Origin of the sequence: Jannaschia sp. Os4, assembly GCF_016820245.1 — a bacterium.
Taxonomy (GTDB): Bacteria; Pseudomonadota; Alphaproteobacteria; order Rhodobacterales; family Rhodobacteraceae; genus Jannaschia.
Genome location: NZ_JAFCAR010000005.1, coordinates 497,705 through 512,144 on the forward strand (window position 1 = coordinate 497,705; position 14,440 = coordinate 512,144).

The 14,440-nt window shown below is 73.7% G+C and carries 20 protein-coding genes; 11 read left to right on the top strand and 9 right to left on the bottom strand.

Annotated features, from left to right (window positions below):
- Positions 1-45: 45 nt before the first annotated feature.
- Genes paaI through JQC91_RS16290 form a run of 3 tightly spaced genes read left to right on the top strand, consistent with a single transcriptional unit; the run spans position 46 to position 2,066 of the window.
- Entirely contained in the window at positions 46-477 is a 432-nt protein-coding gene (paaI, locus tag JQC91_RS16280; protein ID WP_203288421.1) for a hydroxyphenylacetyl-CoA thioesterase PaaI, read from the top strand.
- A complete protein-coding gene (gene paaK / locus JQC91_RS16285; RefSeq protein ID WP_203288423.1) occupies positions 477-1,748 on the top strand; it encodes a phenylacetate--CoA ligase PaaK in 1,272 nt (423 codons plus the stop codon). Before paaI ends, paaK begins: the two co-directional genes overlap by 1 nt.
- Before the next feature lie 30 nt (positions 1,749-1,778).
- Positions 1,779-2,066: a DUF1330 domain-containing protein gene (locus tag JQC91_RS16290; protein ID WP_203288425.1), complete on the top strand. Its 288-nt coding sequence runs from the start codon at positions 1,779-1,781 to the stop codon at positions 2,064-2,066.
- Between the two features lie 3 nt (positions 2,067-2,069).
- Here JQC91_RS16290 and JQC91_RS16295 read toward each other — a convergent pair whose 3' ends face one another.
- The gene (locus tag JQC91_RS16295; RefSeq protein ID WP_203288427.1) at positions 2,070-2,285 is read right to left on the bottom strand and encodes a hypothetical protein; all 216 of its coding nucleotides are present in this window, start codon (positions 2,283-2,285) and stop codon (positions 2,070-2,072) included.
- Positions 2,286-2,410: 125 nt separating this feature from the next.
- Between JQC91_RS16295 and JQC91_RS16300 the strand changes: the two genes are divergently transcribed.
- Positions 2,411-2,692 (top strand): DUF2312 domain-containing protein, encoded by a 282-nt coding sequence (locus JQC91_RS16300; RefSeq protein WP_203288429.1) that lies wholly within the window; start codon positions 2,411-2,413, stop codon positions 2,690-2,692.
- A gap of 43 nt (positions 2,693-2,735) precedes the next feature.
- On the opposite strand, the gene ilvN is transcribed toward JQC91_RS16300, so the two are convergent.
- Positions 2,736-3,299 (bottom strand): acetolactate synthase small subunit, encoded by a 564-nt coding sequence (ilvN, locus tag JQC91_RS16305; RefSeq protein ID WP_203288438.1) that lies wholly within the window; start codon positions 3,297-3,299, stop codon positions 2,736-2,738.
- Between the two features lie 125 nt (positions 3,300-3,424).
- Here ilvN and JQC91_RS16310 point away from each other — a divergent pair, with 125 nt between their 5' ends.
- Together JQC91_RS16310 and JQC91_RS16315 are read left to right on the top strand one after the other, a co-directional pair.
- On the top strand, positions 3,425-3,847 hold the full coding sequence (locus JQC91_RS16310) for a hypothetical protein (protein WP_203288440.1): 423 nt from the start codon (positions 3,425-3,427) through the stop codon (positions 3,845-3,847).
- A gap of 105 nt (positions 3,848-3,952) precedes the next feature.
- The gene (locus JQC91_RS16315) at positions 3,953-4,318 is read left to right on the top strand and encodes a hypothetical protein (protein ID WP_203288441.1); all 366 of its coding nucleotides are present in this window, start codon (positions 3,953-3,955) and stop codon (positions 4,316-4,318) included.
- Positions 4,319-4,353: 35 nt separating this feature from the next.
- Here JQC91_RS16315 and JQC91_RS16320 read toward each other — a convergent pair whose 3' ends face one another.
- The 3 genes from JQC91_RS16320 to JQC91_RS16330 form a co-directional block, all read right to left on the bottom strand.
- On the bottom strand, positions 4,354-4,845 hold the full coding sequence (locus JQC91_RS16320; protein WP_203288442.1) for a hypothetical protein: 492 nt from the start codon (positions 4,843-4,845) through the stop codon (positions 4,354-4,356).
- Positions 4,842-6,584, bottom strand: coding sequence for an acetolactate synthase 3 large subunit (locus JQC91_RS16325; RefSeq protein WP_203288698.1), 1,743 nt, complete (start codon positions 6,582-6,584; stop codon positions 4,842-4,844). Before JQC91_RS16325 ends, JQC91_RS16320 begins: the two co-directional genes overlap by 4 nt.
- A 328-nt stretch (positions 6,585-6,912) precedes the next feature.
- The gene (locus JQC91_RS16330) at positions 6,913-7,146 is read right to left on the bottom strand and encodes an EF-hand domain-containing protein (RefSeq protein ID WP_203288443.1); all 234 of its coding nucleotides are present in this window, start codon (positions 7,144-7,146) and stop codon (positions 6,913-6,915) included.
- Between the two features lie 296 nt (positions 7,147-7,442).
- Here JQC91_RS16330 and JQC91_RS16335 point away from each other — a divergent pair, with 296 nt between their 5' ends.
- Together JQC91_RS16335 and JQC91_RS16340 are read left to right on the top strand one after the other, a co-directional pair.
- Positions 7,443-8,153 carry an aldolase/citrate lyase family protein gene (locus JQC91_RS16335; protein WP_203288444.1) on the top strand — a complete coding sequence of 237 codons (711 nt, stop codon included), beginning with the start codon at positions 7,443-7,445 and terminating at the stop codon, positions 8,151-8,153.
- Positions 8,150-8,614 (top strand): DUF188 domain-containing protein, encoded by a 465-nt coding sequence (locus JQC91_RS16340; RefSeq protein ID WP_203288445.1) that lies wholly within the window; start codon positions 8,150-8,152, stop codon positions 8,612-8,614. Before JQC91_RS16335 ends, JQC91_RS16340 begins: the two co-directional genes overlap by 4 nt.
- Before the next feature lie 174 nt (positions 8,615-8,788).
- On the opposite strand, the gene JQC91_RS16345 is transcribed toward JQC91_RS16340, so the two are convergent.
- The 4 genes from JQC91_RS16345 to JQC91_RS16360 form a co-directional block, all read right to left on the bottom strand.
- A complete protein-coding gene (locus JQC91_RS16345) occupies positions 8,789-9,712 on the bottom strand; it encodes an alpha/beta hydrolase fold domain-containing protein (protein WP_203288446.1) in 924 nt (307 codons plus the stop codon).
- On the bottom strand, positions 9,712-10,515 hold the full coding sequence (locus tag JQC91_RS16350; RefSeq protein ID WP_203288447.1) for an SDR family oxidoreductase: 804 nt from the start codon (positions 10,513-10,515) through the stop codon (positions 9,712-9,714). Before JQC91_RS16350 ends, JQC91_RS16345 begins: the two co-directional genes overlap by 1 nt.
- Positions 10,516-10,595: 80 nt before the next feature.
- Entirely contained in the window at positions 10,596-11,315 is a 720-nt protein-coding gene (locus JQC91_RS16355) for a TVP38/TMEM64 family protein (protein WP_203288448.1), read from the bottom strand.
- Between the two features lie 49 nt (positions 11,316-11,364).
- Positions 11,365-11,868, bottom strand: coding sequence for a DUF2478 domain-containing protein (locus tag JQC91_RS16360; RefSeq protein ID WP_203288449.1), 504 nt, complete (start codon positions 11,866-11,868; stop codon positions 11,365-11,367).
- Between the two features lie 78 nt (positions 11,869-11,946).
- On the opposite strand from JQC91_RS16360, the gene JQC91_RS16365 reads away from it, so the two are divergent.
- The 3 genes from JQC91_RS16365 to JQC91_RS16375 are packed head-to-tail and all read left to right on the top strand — an operon-like array spanning position 11,947 to position 14,410.
- Entirely contained in the window at positions 11,947-12,675 is a 729-nt protein-coding gene (locus tag JQC91_RS16365; RefSeq protein ID WP_203288451.1) for a carboxyltransferase domain-containing protein, read from the top strand.
- Complete coding sequence (locus JQC91_RS16370) at positions 12,672-13,634, top strand: biotin-dependent carboxyltransferase family protein (protein WP_203288453.1); 963 nt, start codon at positions 12,672-12,674, stop codon at positions 13,632-13,634. The genes JQC91_RS16365 and JQC91_RS16370 overlap by 4 nt, the downstream gene beginning before the upstream one ends.
- A complete protein-coding gene (locus JQC91_RS16375; protein WP_203288455.1) occupies positions 13,631-14,410 on the top strand; it encodes a 5-oxoprolinase subunit PxpA in 780 nt (259 codons plus the stop codon). The genes JQC91_RS16370 and JQC91_RS16375 overlap by 4 nt, the downstream gene beginning before the upstream one ends.
- The last annotated feature ends 30 nt before the right edge of the window (positions 14,411-14,440 follow it).

The window sequence follows — 14,440 nt, forward strand, 5'->3', positions numbered from 1 at the left end:
GTCGGAGGTTGACCGGGCGGCGCGGGGGCCGCAACCGTGCGCGCCATGGACGAGGGGCGCACACGGGCGGAGCGGTCGGCGCGGGCGATGCTGTCGCGCGACGCGGCGTCGGCGTGGATGGGGTTCGAGCTGGTCTCGGTCGGCGAGGGCGCGGCGACGGTCCGCCTCGTGGTCGAGGCGCATCACTGCAACGGGCACGGGACCTGCCACGGGGGCGTGATCTTCGCGCTGGCGGACACGGGTTTCGCGGTGGCTTGCAACTCGCGCAACCAAGCGACGGTGGCGATGCACGCGACGGTCAGCTTCCTCGCGCCCGCGCGGGCGGGGGACGTGCTGACGGCCACGGCGCGGGAGACGCATCTGGCGGGGCGCAACGGGATCTACGACGTGGAGGTCGCGGGATCGGCGGGGCCGATCGCGCAGTTCAGGGGGATGAGCCGGGCCGTGCGCGGCGCGCTCTACGAGGAGGGTTCGTGATGGGGCAGGGGCTGGACGCGATCGAGACGGCGTCGCGCGACGAGATCGAGGCGCTGCAACTGGAGCGCCTGAAGGCGACGGTGGCGCGGGCCTACGGCGTGCCGACCTACCGCGCGAAATGCGAGGCGGCGGGGGTGCATCCGGACGACCTGCGCGACCTGTCGGACCTGTCGCGGTTCCCCTTCACGACCAAGGCCGACCTGCGCGGGGCCTATCCGTTCGGGATGTTCGCGGTGCCGCGCGCGCAGGTGGCGCGGATCCACGCCTCGTCGGGGACGACGGGGCAGCCGACGGTGGTGGGCTACACGAAGGGCGACGTGGACCGCTGGGCCGGGCTGGTGGCGCGGTCGCTGCACGCGGCGGGGACGCGGGCGGGGGACGTGGTGCACGTGGCCTACGGCTACGGGCTCTTCACCGGGGGCCTCGGCGCGCATTACGGGGCGGAGCGGCTGGGCTGCACGGTGGTGCCGGTCTCGGGCGGGATGACCGAGCGGCAGGTGCGCCTGATCGAGGATTTTGGGGCGTCCACGATCATGGTGACGCCGTCCTACATGCTGAACCTCTTGGAGGAGTATGCCCGGCAGGGGCGCGACCCGGCGGCGTCGCCGCTGAAGGTGGGCGTGTTCGGGGCCGAGCCGTGGACCGAGGCGATGCGCGCCGAGGTGGAGGGCGCGTTCGGGATGGACGCGGTGGACATCTACGGCCTGTCGGAGGTGATGGGGCCGGGCGTGGCGCAGGAATGCGTGGAGACGAAGGACGGGCTGCACGTCTGGGAGGACCACTTCCTGCCGGAGGTGGTGGACCCGGAGACGGGCGCGCCGCTGCCCGACGGGACGCGCGGGGAGCTGGTGTTCACGACGCTGACCAAGGAGGCGATGCCGGTGGTGCGCTACCGCACCCGCGACCTGACGCGGCTGCTGCCGGGGACGGCGCGGACGATGCGGCGGATGGAGAAGGTGACGGGGCGGTCGGACGACATGATCATCCTGCGCGGCGTCAACGTGTTCCCGACGCAGATCGAGGAACAGGTGCTGGCGGTCGCGGGGCTGGCGCCGCACTTCCAGATCGAGTTGGTGCGCGAGGGGCGGATGGACGCGATGCGGGTGCTGGTGGAGCGCGCGCCGGGGGCATCCGCGGGGGTCGAGGCGCCGCTGGCGGGGCGGATCAAGGAGGTGGTCGGCGTGTCCTGCGTGGTGGAGTGCCGCGACCCCGGCGGTGTCGAGCGGTCGCAGGGCAAGGCGCGGCGGGTGGTGGACCTGCGCGGCGGGTAGGGGCAAGGCTGGCGGCGAAGGAGACCGCCCATGCCCAAGGCCTACTGGATCGCCCATGTCACCGTGACGGACCCGGACCCCTACGCCCTCTACGCGGAGGGCGCGACGGCGGCCTTCGCGGCGCACGGGGCGAAGGTGCTCGCGCGGGGCGGGCGGGTCGAGGGGCTGGAGGGCGAGAGCCGTCCGCGCAACGTGGTCATCGAGTTCGAGTCGATGGAGGCGGCGCTGGCCTGCTACGAGTCGGCCGAGTACCAGGCCGCGAAGCGCTACCGCGTGGAGGCGGGCGAGGCGCAGATCATGATCCTCGAGGGGGTCTGAGGGTCAGCCGAGCAGCACGCCCACCACGACCATCATCAGGCCGATCCCCGAGAGCGCCAGCGCCCCGAGGTTGACCGCCACGAGGCGGCGCAGCCGGGCCTCCATCTCGGGGCCCTGCAGCCCGGCCCGCTTGGCGCCCACGGCCACCGCGATGCACCAGATCAGCAGCGCCACGCCCACCACGGCGAGCGCCGCGCCGATCCACACCAGTGCCGTCATGCCGCGCTCCCCGTCCCGTGGCCGCGCGCCCGTTGCGCGGGGTCCGCGCGGGGGCTACCCCCGGCGGGTCCGGGGACACAAGGGCGCGGCGAACGCGCCCGGCCCCGCTTGGAGGGAGCAGAGAGATGGCATTGACGGTGGTCGAGAACGACGGCGCGCCCAAGGGTGGCGACTACGCGGTGACGGCGGACGAGCTGCGCCAGTTGATCGAGCGGATCGAGCGGCTGGAGGCCGAGAAGGCCGACATCGCCGAGCAGGTCAAGGAGGTCTATGCCGAGGCGAAGGGGCGTGGCTACGACACGAAGGTGATGCGGAAGGTCATCGCGCTGCGCAAGCGCGAGGCGGACGACATCGCCGAGGAGGAGGCGATCCTCGACATGTACAAAGAAGCGCTGGGCATGCGCTGAAGGCCGGGCCGCGCGGGGGACGCCCCCGGCGCGGCCGCCCGCCTCACTCGGCCCCGCGCGAGAGCGCCGCGACGCCGGTGCGCGCCATCTCGACCAGGCCGATGGGGCGCATCAGTTCGGCGAAGGCGTCGATCTTGCCGACGTCGCCCGTGATCTCGAACACGAAGCTGTCCAGCGTCGAGTCCACCACGTTGGCGCGGAAGATCTCGGCCAGCCGCAGCGCCTCGATGCGGTGGTCGCCCGACCCGCGCACCTTGAACAGCGCCAGCTCCCGCTCGACCGGCTTGCCCTCGACGGTGAGGTCGTGGACCTCGTGCACGGGGACGATGCGGCCCAGCTGCGCCTTGATCTGCTCGATCACCTGCGGCGTGCCGGTGGTGACCACGGTGATGCGCGAGGTGTGGCCGTTGTGGTCGACCTCGGCCACGGTCAGGCTCTCGATGTTGTAGCCCCGGCCCGAGAACAGGCCGATCACGCGGGCGAGCACCCCCGCCTCGTTGTCCACGATCACCGCCAGCGTGTGCCGCTCCTGCACGTCCGAGAAGGTCGGGCGGAGGTTGTAGGCCGAGTGCGAGTTCGACCCCTTCTTGATCTTCAGTGCAGCCATGATGCGAGGTCTTTCCGTGGGTTACGCGTCGAGGTTGTATTTTGGGCGGATGTGGAACGGTCCCCGCCGGGGTCGTCGTTGAGGGGGCATCGCGTGTCCGAGGACACCACAGAAGGAGAACCGACATGAAGACGATGACCACGCTCGCCGCCGCCGCCGCCCTGCTCGCCGGGCCCGCCCTCGCCCAGACGCTGTCGCCCACCTACGACGTGGACGCCGACGGCATCATGACCTCGAACGAGTTCGACACCATGTTCGTCGAGTACGCCTCGCCGCTGACGCTCTACGATCGCGACGGCGACGACCTGCTCGACGCCTCCGAGTTCGCGGGCGAGCTGAATGGCGACCTGCCGCGCCTGATGGACGCCGACATGTTCGGCACCGTCGACACGGACGGCGACGCCTCGATCTCGATCCCCGAGTATCACGCCGCGCTCTTCGCGATGTTCGATGCCGACGGCGACGGCACGCTCGACCCGTCCGAGGCGGTCGCGATGGAGGCCGCTTTCGACTCGGTCGGCGTGCAGATCGACTTCATCGACGCCTGATCGCAGGCCGTTCGATGCGCGGGCGTCCCCTCGGGGGCGCCCGTTTCGTTTGGCGGGGGCGGGGCGCGGCCTAGGTCTCCCGGGGACACCAGAACGGAGACCGCCATGCGCCCCCTGATGATCCTCGCCGCCCTGTCCCTCGCCGCGCCCGCATGGGGCCAGACCGAGGAGGCCGCCGAGGGCGCCCCCGGCGTGGAGGAGGCCGCGACGGTCGGCTGGGCGATGGGCCGCGCGCTCGTCGGGGTGGACCGGGACGGCGACGGGCTGTTCGCGCCCGAGGAGCTCGGCGGATCGGCGCGGCGCATCCCGGAGGGGTTCGACCTCGACGGGGACGGGCTGTGGTCGGCGACCGAGCTGAGCCAAGGCTACTTCGCCCTCTACGACGCCGACGACAGCGGGTATCTGGAGCCCGCCGAGATGCAGGCCATGCGTGGGCTGGCTGCGGCGGGGCTCTATCCGCTGGACATCTGACGCAGCGCCGCCCCATCCGGCCGCGAGGTGGGGCGTCATGGCCGAAGCCGGGCGATGACGGCCTCGACCTCGGCGGCGAGCTCCGCGTCGGTGGCCTCGTCCCATCCCGCGTCCAGCAGGCTCCGGGCGACGTTCGCCGCCAACGCCGCCGGTTCGAGCCGGTCCCAGAACGCCGCCCGCGCGGCGGCTTGCACGGCCTTGCGCCCCCCCGCCTCGCGGTAGGCGCGCTGCCGCTCGGCCTGGGCGGCGCGGCGGTCGGCGGCGAGGTCGCTGCCCCAATGGGTGACCCGCCGCCGGTCCGTGGCCGTCCGGTCGTCGGCGGACCCCTCGTAGTCGGTGCCCACCGCCAGCTTGTCTGCCCGGCGCACCGTCCGGTGGCCCATCGCCTTGATGCGCGGCGCGTTGCGGCGCGCCGCCTTGTCGGAGCCGTTCGACGCGATCTTGCGCTGGCGCCCGAGGTCGCGCGCCTTCTCGGCGGACGGGTCGCGCGGGCGGGCGCGGCCGGGCTTGTCGGCCCCCTCGCTCACACCAGCACGGACCCTTTCGCGTCGATGGCGCCGTCGATCTCGCCGTCGGGGAGGAGCATGTCGTTGTGCGCCTTGCCGCTCGGGATCATCGGCAGGCAGTTCTCGTGCTTCTCGACGAGGCAGTCGAAGACGACGGGGCCGTCATGGGCGAGCATCTCGCGGATCGCGTCGTCGAGGTCGGCGGGGTCCGAGCAGACGATGCCCTTGGCCCCGAACGCCTCGGCCAGCTTGACGAAGTCGGGCAGCGCCTCGGACCACGACTGCGAGAAGCGCCCGCCGTGGAGCAGGTCCTGCCACTGGCGCACCATGCCGAGCCGCTCGTTGTTGAGGATGAACTGCTTGACCGGCAGGCGGTACTGCACCGCCGTGCCCAGCTCCTGCATGTTCATCAGCCACGACGCCTCGCCCGCGACGTTGATGACGCAGGCGTCGGGGTGCGCGATCTGGACCCCGATGGAGGCGGGGAAGCCGTAGCCCATCGTGCCGAGGCCCCCGGAGGTCATCCAGCGGTTCGGCGCCTCGAAGCCGAGATACTGCGCGGCCCACATCTGGTGCTGGCCGACCTCGGTGCAGATGTAGCGGTCGAGGTCCTTGGTCAGCGCCTCGAGCCGCTGGACGGCGTATTGCGGCTTGATGGTCTTCTCGGACGGCTTGTAGCGCAGGCAGTTCACGGCCTTCCACGCCTCGATCTGGACCCACCACGCCTGCAGCGCCTCGCGGTTGACCTTGCGGCCGCGCGCCTTCCACAGGTTCAGCACGTCCTCCAGCACGTGGCCCACGTCGCCGAGGACGGGGATGTCGGCCTTGACCACCTTGTTGATCGAGGACGGGTCGATGTCGACGTGGACCTTCCTCGACTTGGGCGAGAAGGCGTCCAGCACGCCGGTGATGCGGTCGTCGAAGCGCGCGCCGACGTTCAGCATCAGGTCGCAGCCGTGCATCGACATGTTGGCCTCGTAGGTGCCGTGCATGCCGAGCATGCCCAGCCACCGCTCCCCGCTCGCCGGGTAGGCGCCGAGGCCCATGAGCGTCGAGGTGATCGGGAAGCCGGTGGCGTCCACCAGTTCGCGCAGGAGCTGGCTGGCGGCGGGACCGGAGTTGATGACGCCGCCGCCGGTGTAGAAGCAGGGCCGCTCGGCGGTCTCGATGGCCTCGACCATCGCCTCGATCATCTCGGGGTCGCCCTTGAGGCGGGGGCGGTAGTGGCCGGTGTCGGCCTGCTTGGGGCCGACATAGGTGCCGGACGCGAACTGCACGTCCTTGGGGATGTCGATCAGCACGGGGCCGGGGCGGCCCGAGGTGGCGACGTGGAACGCCTCGTGCAGCGTGGGCGACAGCTTGTCCGTCTCCTTCACCAGCCAGTTGTGCTTGGTGCAGGGGCGCGTGATGCCGACGGTGTCGGCCTCTTGGAAGGCGTCGGAGCCGATCATGAAGGTCGGCACCTGGCCCGTCAGGACGACGATCGGGATCGAGTCCATCAGCGCGTCGGTCAGGCCCGTGACGGCGTTGGTCGCGCCGGGGCCGGAGGTGACGAGCGCCACGCCCGGCTTGCCCGTCGAGCGGGCGTAGCCCTCGGCGGCGTGGACGGCGCCCTGCTCGTGGCGGACGAGGACGTGGCGGATCTCGTTCTGCTGGAAGATCTCGTCGTAGATCGGCAGCACCGCGCCGCCGGGATAGCCGAACACCGTGTCGACCCCTTGGTCGATGAGGGCCTTCACGACCATCCGCGCGCCGGTCATCTGCTTCATCTGTCGTCTCCCGAGTCGTCGTCCGCGTCGGTCGTCTGGCAAGAAAAAACCCCCGCAGGCGGTGCTGCGGGGGCGCATGGTGGCCGGTCTGGCCGTCGCGTCAGCGACCCATGCACCCGTCCGATACGATTACGATAAGCGTGTTCATGGGGGGCACCATACGGACCGGGCCCGGCGGGTCAACCGGGCCGGAGGAAGTTTCACGCGCGGGGGGAGATTTTTTGCGATTGTTGCGCGGGGTGCCCGGACGCCTGCGCCGGGGCAGCGCCGCGTCCGGGCGGGGCGGACGGCCCGAAGGCCGCCCGCTGGGACGACCGGCTCAGCCGGGGAGGACGCCTGCGTCGATCGCCGCCTGCACCTCGGTGGCGTTCAGGACGCCGTCACCGTCGCTGTCGAGCGTGGTGAACACGTCCGTCGAGGTGTCGGGGTAGGCCACCTGGAACTCGTCCAGGGTGACGTTTCCATCCGCGTCGGCGTCGAGCGCCTCCTGCGCGGTGACGGGGAGCGCGAGGGCCATGAGGGCGGCCGTCGCGGCAAGGGTGATCTTGGTCATGTTTCTTCTCCTGTTGGGGGCGTCTCGATCGCCCACATCCATTCGAGCGCGTCGCGCCGGCCCCGTCGCGGGCCGCCGCCGCAGGGCCCCCGATCGTGCGGCGCGTCGCCGGTTCGCTCGGGGGCCGTGGGCGCCCGCCCGCGCGGCAAGGGCGGGTCTTCGCCGCGTGGCGGATCGAAGCGCAGGGGGGGAGGGGAAGGGGCGGGGCTTCGCCGGTTCCCACGCCGCCCGCGCATGCGCGAGACGTTGCCGCCGGGTCCGCGCCGCGTGTAGGCGACGGGCGGGAGGAGACCGTCATGCTGAAGCAGCGCGTGCGCGCGGGAGAGGTGCTGCGGGGCCTGTGGCAGACCCTGCCGGGGCCGGTGGCGGCGGAGATCGCGGACGGGGCGGGGTTCGACTGGCTGATGCTCGACGGCGAGCACGGGCCGTGGGATCCGGCGGACCTGCGGGCGCGGGCGATCGCGTGCCGCCGGACCCCGACAATCGTGCGGGTGCCGGTGGCCGAGCCGTGGGTAATCAAGCAGGCGCTGGACCTCGGGATCGGGACGGTTCTGGCGCCGATGGTGCATTCGGCGGCGCAGGCGACGGAGGTGGTCGCCGCCTGCCGCTACGTGGGCGGCGGGAGGGGGCAGGGCAGCTTCATCGCGCGCGCCTCCGGCTGGGGCCGGGACGCCGGCTATGCCGCGCGGGCGGACGGTGAGGTCTCGGTTTGGGTGCAGGCGGAGAGCCGTGCGGCCTTAGCCGAGCTGGAGGGCATCTGCGCGGTGGAGGGGGTCGACTGCGTGTTCCTCGGGCCCGCCGACCTCGCGGGGGACATGGGGATGCCGGTGTCGGACCCGTCCGTGCAGGACGCCCTGCGCGACGCCATCCGGCGCATCCGAGGCGCGGGAGTCGCGGCGGGCATCTACGCCGCCGACCCGGAGGGGTGGATCGCGGAAGGGGCGACGGTCGTGTCGATGGGCTGCGACGCGCCCCTGCTGGCAGCGGCGCTGGACGCGGCGCGATGACGATCCTCGTGGACGCGGACGCCTGCCCAGTGAAGCGGGAGATCACCGAGGCGGCGGTGCGGCGCGGGGTGCGCGCGATCTTCGTGAGCGGGCAGTACCTGCGCCTGCCGGAGCATCCGCTGGTGAAGCTCTACGTCGCGGGCGAGGGGTTCGACGCCGCGGACGACGCCATCGCCGCCGTAGTGAGGCCGGGGACCGTGACGATCACGTCGGACGTGCCGCTCGCCCACCGGGCGGTGGAGGCGGGAGGCGCGGTGCTGACCCCGCGCGGGCACGAGTTCGACGCCTCGAACGTCGGCGTGGCGCTGGCGCAGCGCGACCTGAAGGAGGCGCTGCGGGGTGGCGTGGAGGGCGGCGCGGGCGTGGACGTGGGACGCGGGCCGGCCCCATTCGACGCGGCGGCGCGGCGCCGGTTCGTGGACGCGCTGGACCGGGTGCTGACGCGGATCGCGAAGGGCTGAGCGCCCGCGCGGAACGCGAGCGCTAGCGAGCCGCGCATCGCCGGGCCGTCCCCCGGCCCGGCGATCCTTCTCCGTTGGCGCGCCGCTGGGGCGTCGTGCGGGGGTGAGGGATGAATCGCTCTTCGGTGACGTCGCATCGCCGCGCCACGGCCCTGCGATGCGCTCGGGTCGGGCCTAAAGCACATTGCGGAGGAAGCGCGCCGCCCGCTCCAGCGACGCGCGGCCCGCGTCCCACCACGGCGCCCAGAGCTGGCCCATGTGCAGCAGGCCCGGCGCGACGTGGAGATGCGCCTCCCGCTCGGCGAGCCCGGCGCGCTCGGCGAGGAGGGTGGCGTCCGAGAGGAGCACCTCGGGCGTGCCCGCCTCGATCCATGTCGGCGGCAGGCGGGAGAGGTCGGCCAGCGCGGGCGAGACGTCCGGGTCGGCGTCCGGGCGGTCGCCGAAGCAGAGCCGCGCCAAGGCCCGGTCGTCCGCGTCGTCGTTCATCGGGTCCACCTCCGACATCGGGCCGCGCAGGCGGGCGAGGCCGGTGCGGTCGGTGTTGGGGGAGAGCAGCACCAGCGGCTTGGGTCGGCCCTCGGCGGCGAGGCGCAGCCCCGCGACGAGGGCGAGGTGGCCGCCCGCGCTGTCGCCGACGATCGCGTCGGCCTCGCGGCAGGCGTCCAGCACGTCCTCCAGCGGGGCGGGCCAGCGGTGCTCGGGGGCGAGGCGGTAGCGCGGCAGCACCACCGTCCCCGACAAGAGCCGGGCGAGATGGGCGGCGGCGCGCAGGTGCGTCTCGGGGGCGCCGAACACGTAGCCGCCGCCGTGGAGCCATGCGACGCGCGGGCCGGGGCCTGCGGCAACGGCGAGGGGGTCGTCCGTCACCTCGACCCCGTGCAGCGCGAGGGCGGGGTGGTCGGCGAGGGCGGGGTCCCAGCCGTCGGCCAAGGCGTCGCCCGCGTCGCCGAGCACGAGGCGGCAGAAGTCGCGGCGCATCGCCTCGGGCGTGTCGCCCAAGGGATGCGCCTCGATCCGCGCGACGATGGCCGCGCGGTCGATGGGGCCGTCGAAGAGGGGCGTCGTCACCACGGGGCGGGGGCGCGACCGCCCGTCCATCACACGTTGATCGTCTGGACCGACCCGCCGTCCACGCGCCAGTTGGACCCGTTCACGAAGGAGGCCCGCTCGGAGCACAGGCAGGCGATGACGAAGGCCACCTCCTCGGGCTTGCCCCGCCGGTCGAGGACGAGGTGGGGCCGCTCCTCGTCGAGGAAGCTGTCGATCGCCTCCTCGAAGGAGACGCCCTTCTCCTTCGCGCGCTTCTCCATCATGCCGTCGGTCATGTCGGTCTCGATGAAGGCGGGGGCCACGCAGTTAATCAGCGTGCCCTTCTGCGCGTAGACTTGGCTCATGCCCTTGGCGAAGGTCAGGGCGGCGGCCTTGGAGGCGTTGTAGACGACCTCGTCGGGATAGGGCTGGGCCACGTTCTCCGAGGTGACGAACACGACCCGGCCCCAGCCCCGCGCGTTCATGCCGGGGATGAAGGCCTTGGACATGCGGACCCCGGTCATGAAGTCCGTGTTCCACGCGTGCATCCAGTCGTCCTCGGTGATGTCCTCCAAGGGGTCGCCCTTGGCCCCGGTGACGCCCGCCGCGTGGACGAGGATGTCCGCCTCCCAGCCCGCGTCCGCGCAAGCGGCGGCGATCTTGTCGGCGCCCGCCTGCTCGGAGAGGTCGGCCACCACGGTGACGACGCCGTCGGAGGAGAGCTTGCCCGCCGCCTCCTTCAGCTCGTCTTCGTCGATGTCGGACAGGACGAGGTTGCAGCCCTCGCCCTGCAGGATCTTGGCGGTCTCCAGCGCCATGTCGCCCGCGGCGCCGGTGACGACGGCCGTGCGGCCCTTGATGAGCAGGTCCATGGGATGTCCTTCGGATCGTGTCGGGTCGGTCGATCCGCCAACCGCCCGCCGCGCCGGGGGTTCCCCGCGGCGCGCCGCGCTCAGACGTGGAAGCCCGCCGCCTTGAGCGCGCGCATGGCCTTCCACGTGAGCCACGCCACCAGCGCCCCGAACGCCGCGAGGCCCGCGGCCATCACGCCGATCTCCGCGCTCCCCCGCCCGAGGGCGGCGACCCCGCCGAGCGCGCCAATCCAGACCACCGCGAGCGTGCCGGGAAAGAGCCCGGCGACGGTGGCCCAGACGTAGGGGAGGGGGCGGATCGGGGTCAGGCCGAGGAGCCAGTTCTGGAGCGTGAAGGGCAGGATCGGCGTGAGGCGCAGGAGCGTGACGAAGAGCGCGGGGTCGTCGCGCATCGCGCGCATCGCCGCGTCCACCCGCCCGTCGTCCACGCGCCGCATCACCCAGTCCCGCAGCCAATGGCGCCCGATCCAGTAGGGCACGAGCGCGCCCAGCAGGCTTCCGGTGAGCGAGAGCGGCAGGCCCCAGAGGCCGAAGACCAGCCCGCCTACGAGCGACATGGCCACGGCCGGGAGGGGCAGGATCACGACCACGGCGTAGGCGAGCACGAAGGCCACCCAGCCCCACGCGCCCCGCGCCTCGACCCATTCGCGCATCGGGACCACGTAGTCGCGCCACGGGGTCAGCCACATCCCGACCGCGAGGGCTACGAGGATCGCGGGCCAGAGCCAGAGGCGCTTCTTCGGCGGCGGGCGGGGGTCGGACGCCTCGCCGGGCTCGGCAGGGGGAGGGCGGTGCGTCATGGGACGCCTCTGCCCAAGCGTGGGCCGGGGGGCAAGCCTCCGGGCCGGGTCAGACGGGTTCGGCGGCGCGCCGCGCCCAGTCGAGGAGGGCGCCCGCGTCCGGGGCGATGCGTTCGCCGAGCCCGTCCGCGAACGCCTCGAGCGCGCCGACATTCGCGGCGCCCACCCCGACGATCACGGGAACCCCGCGGGCCAGCGCCTCGCCGATCAGGGGACGAAAGCCGCACCCCTCGGCCTCGGCCTTGCCGAACTTGTTGACGATCAGCAGGTCACAGGTGTCGAGCCGGGCCTGCGCCGCGCCCACGGCCCGCTCGAGGCCCTCCGGGTCGAGTCGGCAGCCGCGCGCGTGGGGCCCGAGCGACTGGCTTATCCGCACCTGCGGCCCGTCGGGCAGCACGCGCACGTCCATGTCGCAGCGCGCGCCGGGCCGCTCGCGGTTGACCTGCACCACCCCCGCGAGGCGCAGGCCCGCGCGGCCCGCCTCGTCGGCCAGCCGCGCGAGGAGCGGGTCGAGCGCGCCCCGCTCGGTCGTGGTGGTGTAGCCCAGCCGCATGGGCCGGGCGTGGCATGGCAGGGGTCCATTCGCAAGCGCACGGTTGACGGGACGCGAGGGGCTTGCGACCCCGCAGGAATGGGCTTTCCGCGCATCGACCCCCTCGGCCTCGACGCCCTCCTCGTGCGGTTCTCCGACCGGTTGGAGGACCGGGCCAACCGGGCCTGCGTGGCGTTCCGCGCCGCCTTGGAGGACGCGCCGCCCGGCGGGGTGGCGGAGACGGCACCGTCGCTCGGCTCTGTGCTCGTGCGCCTGTCCGATCCCGCGGCGGCGGAGGCGGTGGAGGCGGCGCTCCGGGAGCGGCTGGCCGCGCGGGACTGGGGCGGGGGCGACCCGCCGCCCCGGCGGCTGTGGCGCCTGCCCTGCGCCATCGGGGGCGCGGACGGGCCGCAGCTGGGCGAGGTCGCGCGCGCCGCGGGGCTGGACGAGCGGGCGGCGGCGGACGCCTTGGCGGCGGCGCCGATGCGGGTGCTCGCGCTCGGCTTCGCGCCGGGGATGCCCTATCTCGGCATCCTGCCGCCCGAGTGGGACCTGCCGCGGCAGACGGGGCTCACGCCCGAGGTGGAGCCGGGGGCGCTGGTGCTCGCCGTGCGCCAGATGGTGCTGTTCGGGACGCGCGCGCCGACCGGGTGGCGGCAGGTCGCGCGGACGGGGTTCCGGCCCTTCGACCTCGACCGCGAGGCGCCGGTCGCCTTGGCGGCGGGGGACGAGGTGCGGCTCTGGGCGATGCCGCCGGACGAGGTGGACGCCCGGGCGGCGGAGGACGCGCGCCGCCTCGGCGGCGCCGAGGTGGAGGCCGTCGGGTGATCGAGATCCTCGCCTCCGGCCCCTTGACGACGGTGCAGGACCGGGGCCGCCCCGGCCACCTCGCGCGGGGGCTGGCCGCCGGCGGGGCGGCGGACCTGCGGGCGCTGGACGAGGCGGAGGCGCTGGTCGGACCGGGGGCAGTGATCGAGAGCGCGCCCGCGCCGCTGACGGTGCGTCTCCATGCGGGAATGCGGGTCGCGGTGCTGGGCGCGCCGGCGGCGGTGACGGTGGAGGGCCGGGCGCTGGCGATGGAGGCGGCGCACGACCTGCCCGACGGGGCGGAGGTGCAGGTGCGGCCCACGGGGCGGGGCGCATGGACCTATCTCGCCGTCGCGGGCGGGATCGCCGCGCCGGAGGTGATGGGCGGACGCGGCGCCCATCTGATCGCGGGGATCGGGCGCGCGCTCAATGCGGGGGACCGGCTGGAGGTCGGGACGGCCGCGCCCCGTCCGGCGGCGCGGCTGGCCGAGGGCGCGGCGGGCCGGCTCGGCGGGGGCGAGCTGCGGCTCCTGCCCGGACCGCAGACGGGGCTCTTCCCGCGCGAGGCGCGCGCGCGGCTGGAGGCCACGCCCTTCGTCCGCGACGCGCGCGGCAACCGGCAGGGGATCAAGCTTTCCGGCGGGGACGGCTTCGCCACGGAGGGGCAGCTCACGCTGCTGTCGGACTTCGTGCGCGCCGGGGACGTGCAGATGACCGGCGCGGGGGAGCCCTACGTCCTCGGGCCGGAATGCCAGACGACGGGGGGCTATCCCCGGATCGGGACGGTGATCCCCGCCGACCTGCCCCGCGCGATGCAGGCCGCGCCGGGCGCGCCGCTCCGCCTGCGGTTCGTCACCCGGGCCGAGGCGCTGGCCGCCACGCCCCCGCCGCCCCGCACCGAGCCGCTCGTCCGCGACCCCCGCGACATGCCCGACCTGCTGGGCTACCAACTCATCGACGGGGTGTGGGGGGAGCCATGAGGGTCGATCTGAACGCGGACATGGGCGAGGGGTTCGGCCCGTGGACTATGGGCGACGACGCCGCGATCCTCGGGGTCGTGACCTCGGCCAACATCGCCTGCGGCGCCCATGCGGGCGACCCGGACGTGATGGACCGGACCATGCGGATGGCCGTCGAGAAGGGGGTGGGCATCGGCGCGCACCCGGGCTTCGCGGACCTGCAGGGCTTCGGGCGGCGGCGCATCCCGCTCTCGCCGATGGAGGCGGGGCGGCTGGTGGCGTGGCAGGTCGGCGCGAGCGTCGGGGTCGCGGGCTGGGCGGGGGCGCAGGTGCGGCACGTCAAGCTGCACGGCGCGCTGGCGAACATGGCCTCGGAGGACGAGGAGCTTGCGATTCGCTGCTACGACGCGGCCGTCCACGCGGCGCCGCCGGAGGTCATCATGCTCGTCCTCGCGGGCACGGCGCAGCAGCGCGCGGTCGAGCGGCTGGGCCTGCCGTGGGCGGGCGAGATCTTCGCCGACAGGGGCTATGAAGATGATCTGACCCTCGTGCGGCGGGGCACCCCCGGCGCGATGGTCGAGGATCCGGAGGAGGCGGCGGCGCGGATGGTGGAGTTCGTGTCGCGCGGCGGCGTCGTGACGCGGACGGGGGCGTTCGTCGAGGCGGCCTGCGATTCGATCTGCCTGCACGGCGACGGGCCGACGGCCTTGGCCATCGCGCGCAGCGTGCGGGCGGGGCTGGAGGCGGAGGGGGTCGTGCTGGCGCCGTTCGAGAGACGAGGGGTGAAATCCTCGTAGGATTTCGGGAGGCGGACCCTTGGGAAGGGT

What these genes read in the sequence shown, in the direction of transcription:
- JQC91_RS16375 (WP_203288455.1), top strand. Translation starts at nt 13,631, where the DNA reads ATGAGGGTCGATCTGAACGCGGACATGGGCGAGGGGTTCGGCCCGTGG.
- ilvN (WP_203288438.1), bottom strand. Translation starts at nt 3,299, where the DNA reads ATGGCTGCACTGAAGATCAAGAAGGGGTCGAACTCGCACTCGGCCTAC.
- JQC91_RS16335 (WP_203288444.1), top strand. Translation starts at nt 7,443, where the DNA reads ATGCTGAAGCAGCGCGTGCGCGCGGGAGAGGTGCTGCGGGGCCTGTGG.
- JQC91_RS16295 (WP_203288427.1), bottom strand. Translation starts at nt 2,285, where the DNA reads ATGACGGCACTGGTGTGGATCGGCGCGGCGCTCGCCGTGGTGGGCGTG.
- JQC91_RS16340 (WP_203288445.1), top strand. Translation starts at nt 8,150, where the DNA reads ATGACGATCCTCGTGGACGCGGACGCCTGCCCAGTGAAGCGGGAGATC.
- paaK (WP_203288423.1), top strand. Translation starts at nt 477, where the DNA reads ATGGGGCAGGGGCTGGACGCGATCGAGACGGCGTCGCGCGACGAGATC.
- JQC91_RS16345 (WP_203288446.1), bottom strand. Translation starts at nt 9,712, where the DNA reads ATGGACGGGCGGTCGCGCCCCCGCCCCGTGGTGACGACGCCCCTCTTC.
- JQC91_RS16365 (WP_203288451.1), top strand. Translation starts at nt 11,947, where the DNA reads ATGGGCTTTCCGCGCATCGACCCCCTCGGCCTCGACGCCCTCCTCGTG.
- JQC91_RS16300 (WP_203288429.1), top strand. Translation starts at nt 2,411, where the DNA reads ATGGCATTGACGGTGGTCGAGAACGACGGCGCGCCCAAGGGTGGCGAC.
- JQC91_RS16315 (WP_203288441.1), top strand. Translation starts at nt 3,953, where the DNA reads ATGCGCCCCCTGATGATCCTCGCCGCCCTGTCCCTCGCCGCGCCCGCA.
- JQC91_RS16330 (WP_203288443.1), bottom strand. Translation starts at nt 7,146, where the DNA reads ATGACCAAGATCACCCTTGCCGCGACGGCCGCCCTCATGGCCCTCGCG.
- JQC91_RS16325 (WP_203288698.1), bottom strand. Translation starts at nt 6,584, where the DNA reads ATGACCGGCGCGCGGATGGTCGTGAAGGCCCTCATCGACCAAGGGGTC.
- JQC91_RS16290 (WP_203288425.1), top strand. Translation starts at nt 1,779, where the DNA reads ATGCCCAAGGCCTACTGGATCGCCCATGTCACCGTGACGGACCCGGAC.
- JQC91_RS16355 (WP_203288448.1), bottom strand. Translation starts at nt 11,315, where the DNA reads ATGACGCACCGCCCTCCCCCTGCCGAGCCCGGCGAGGCGTCCGACCCC.
- JQC91_RS16350 (WP_203288447.1), bottom strand. Translation starts at nt 10,515, where the DNA reads ATGGACCTGCTCATCAAGGGCCGCACGGCCGTCGTCACCGGCGCCGCG.
- paaI (WP_203288421.1), top strand. Translation starts at nt 46, where the DNA reads ATGGACGAGGGGCGCACACGGGCGGAGCGGTCGGCGCGGGCGATGCTG.
- JQC91_RS16310 (WP_203288440.1), top strand. Translation starts at nt 3,425, where the DNA reads ATGAAGACGATGACCACGCTCGCCGCCGCCGCCGCCCTGCTCGCCGGG.
- JQC91_RS16360 (WP_203288449.1), bottom strand. Translation starts at nt 11,868, where the DNA reads ATGCGGCTGGGCTACACCACCACGACCGAGCGGGGCGCGCTCGACCCG.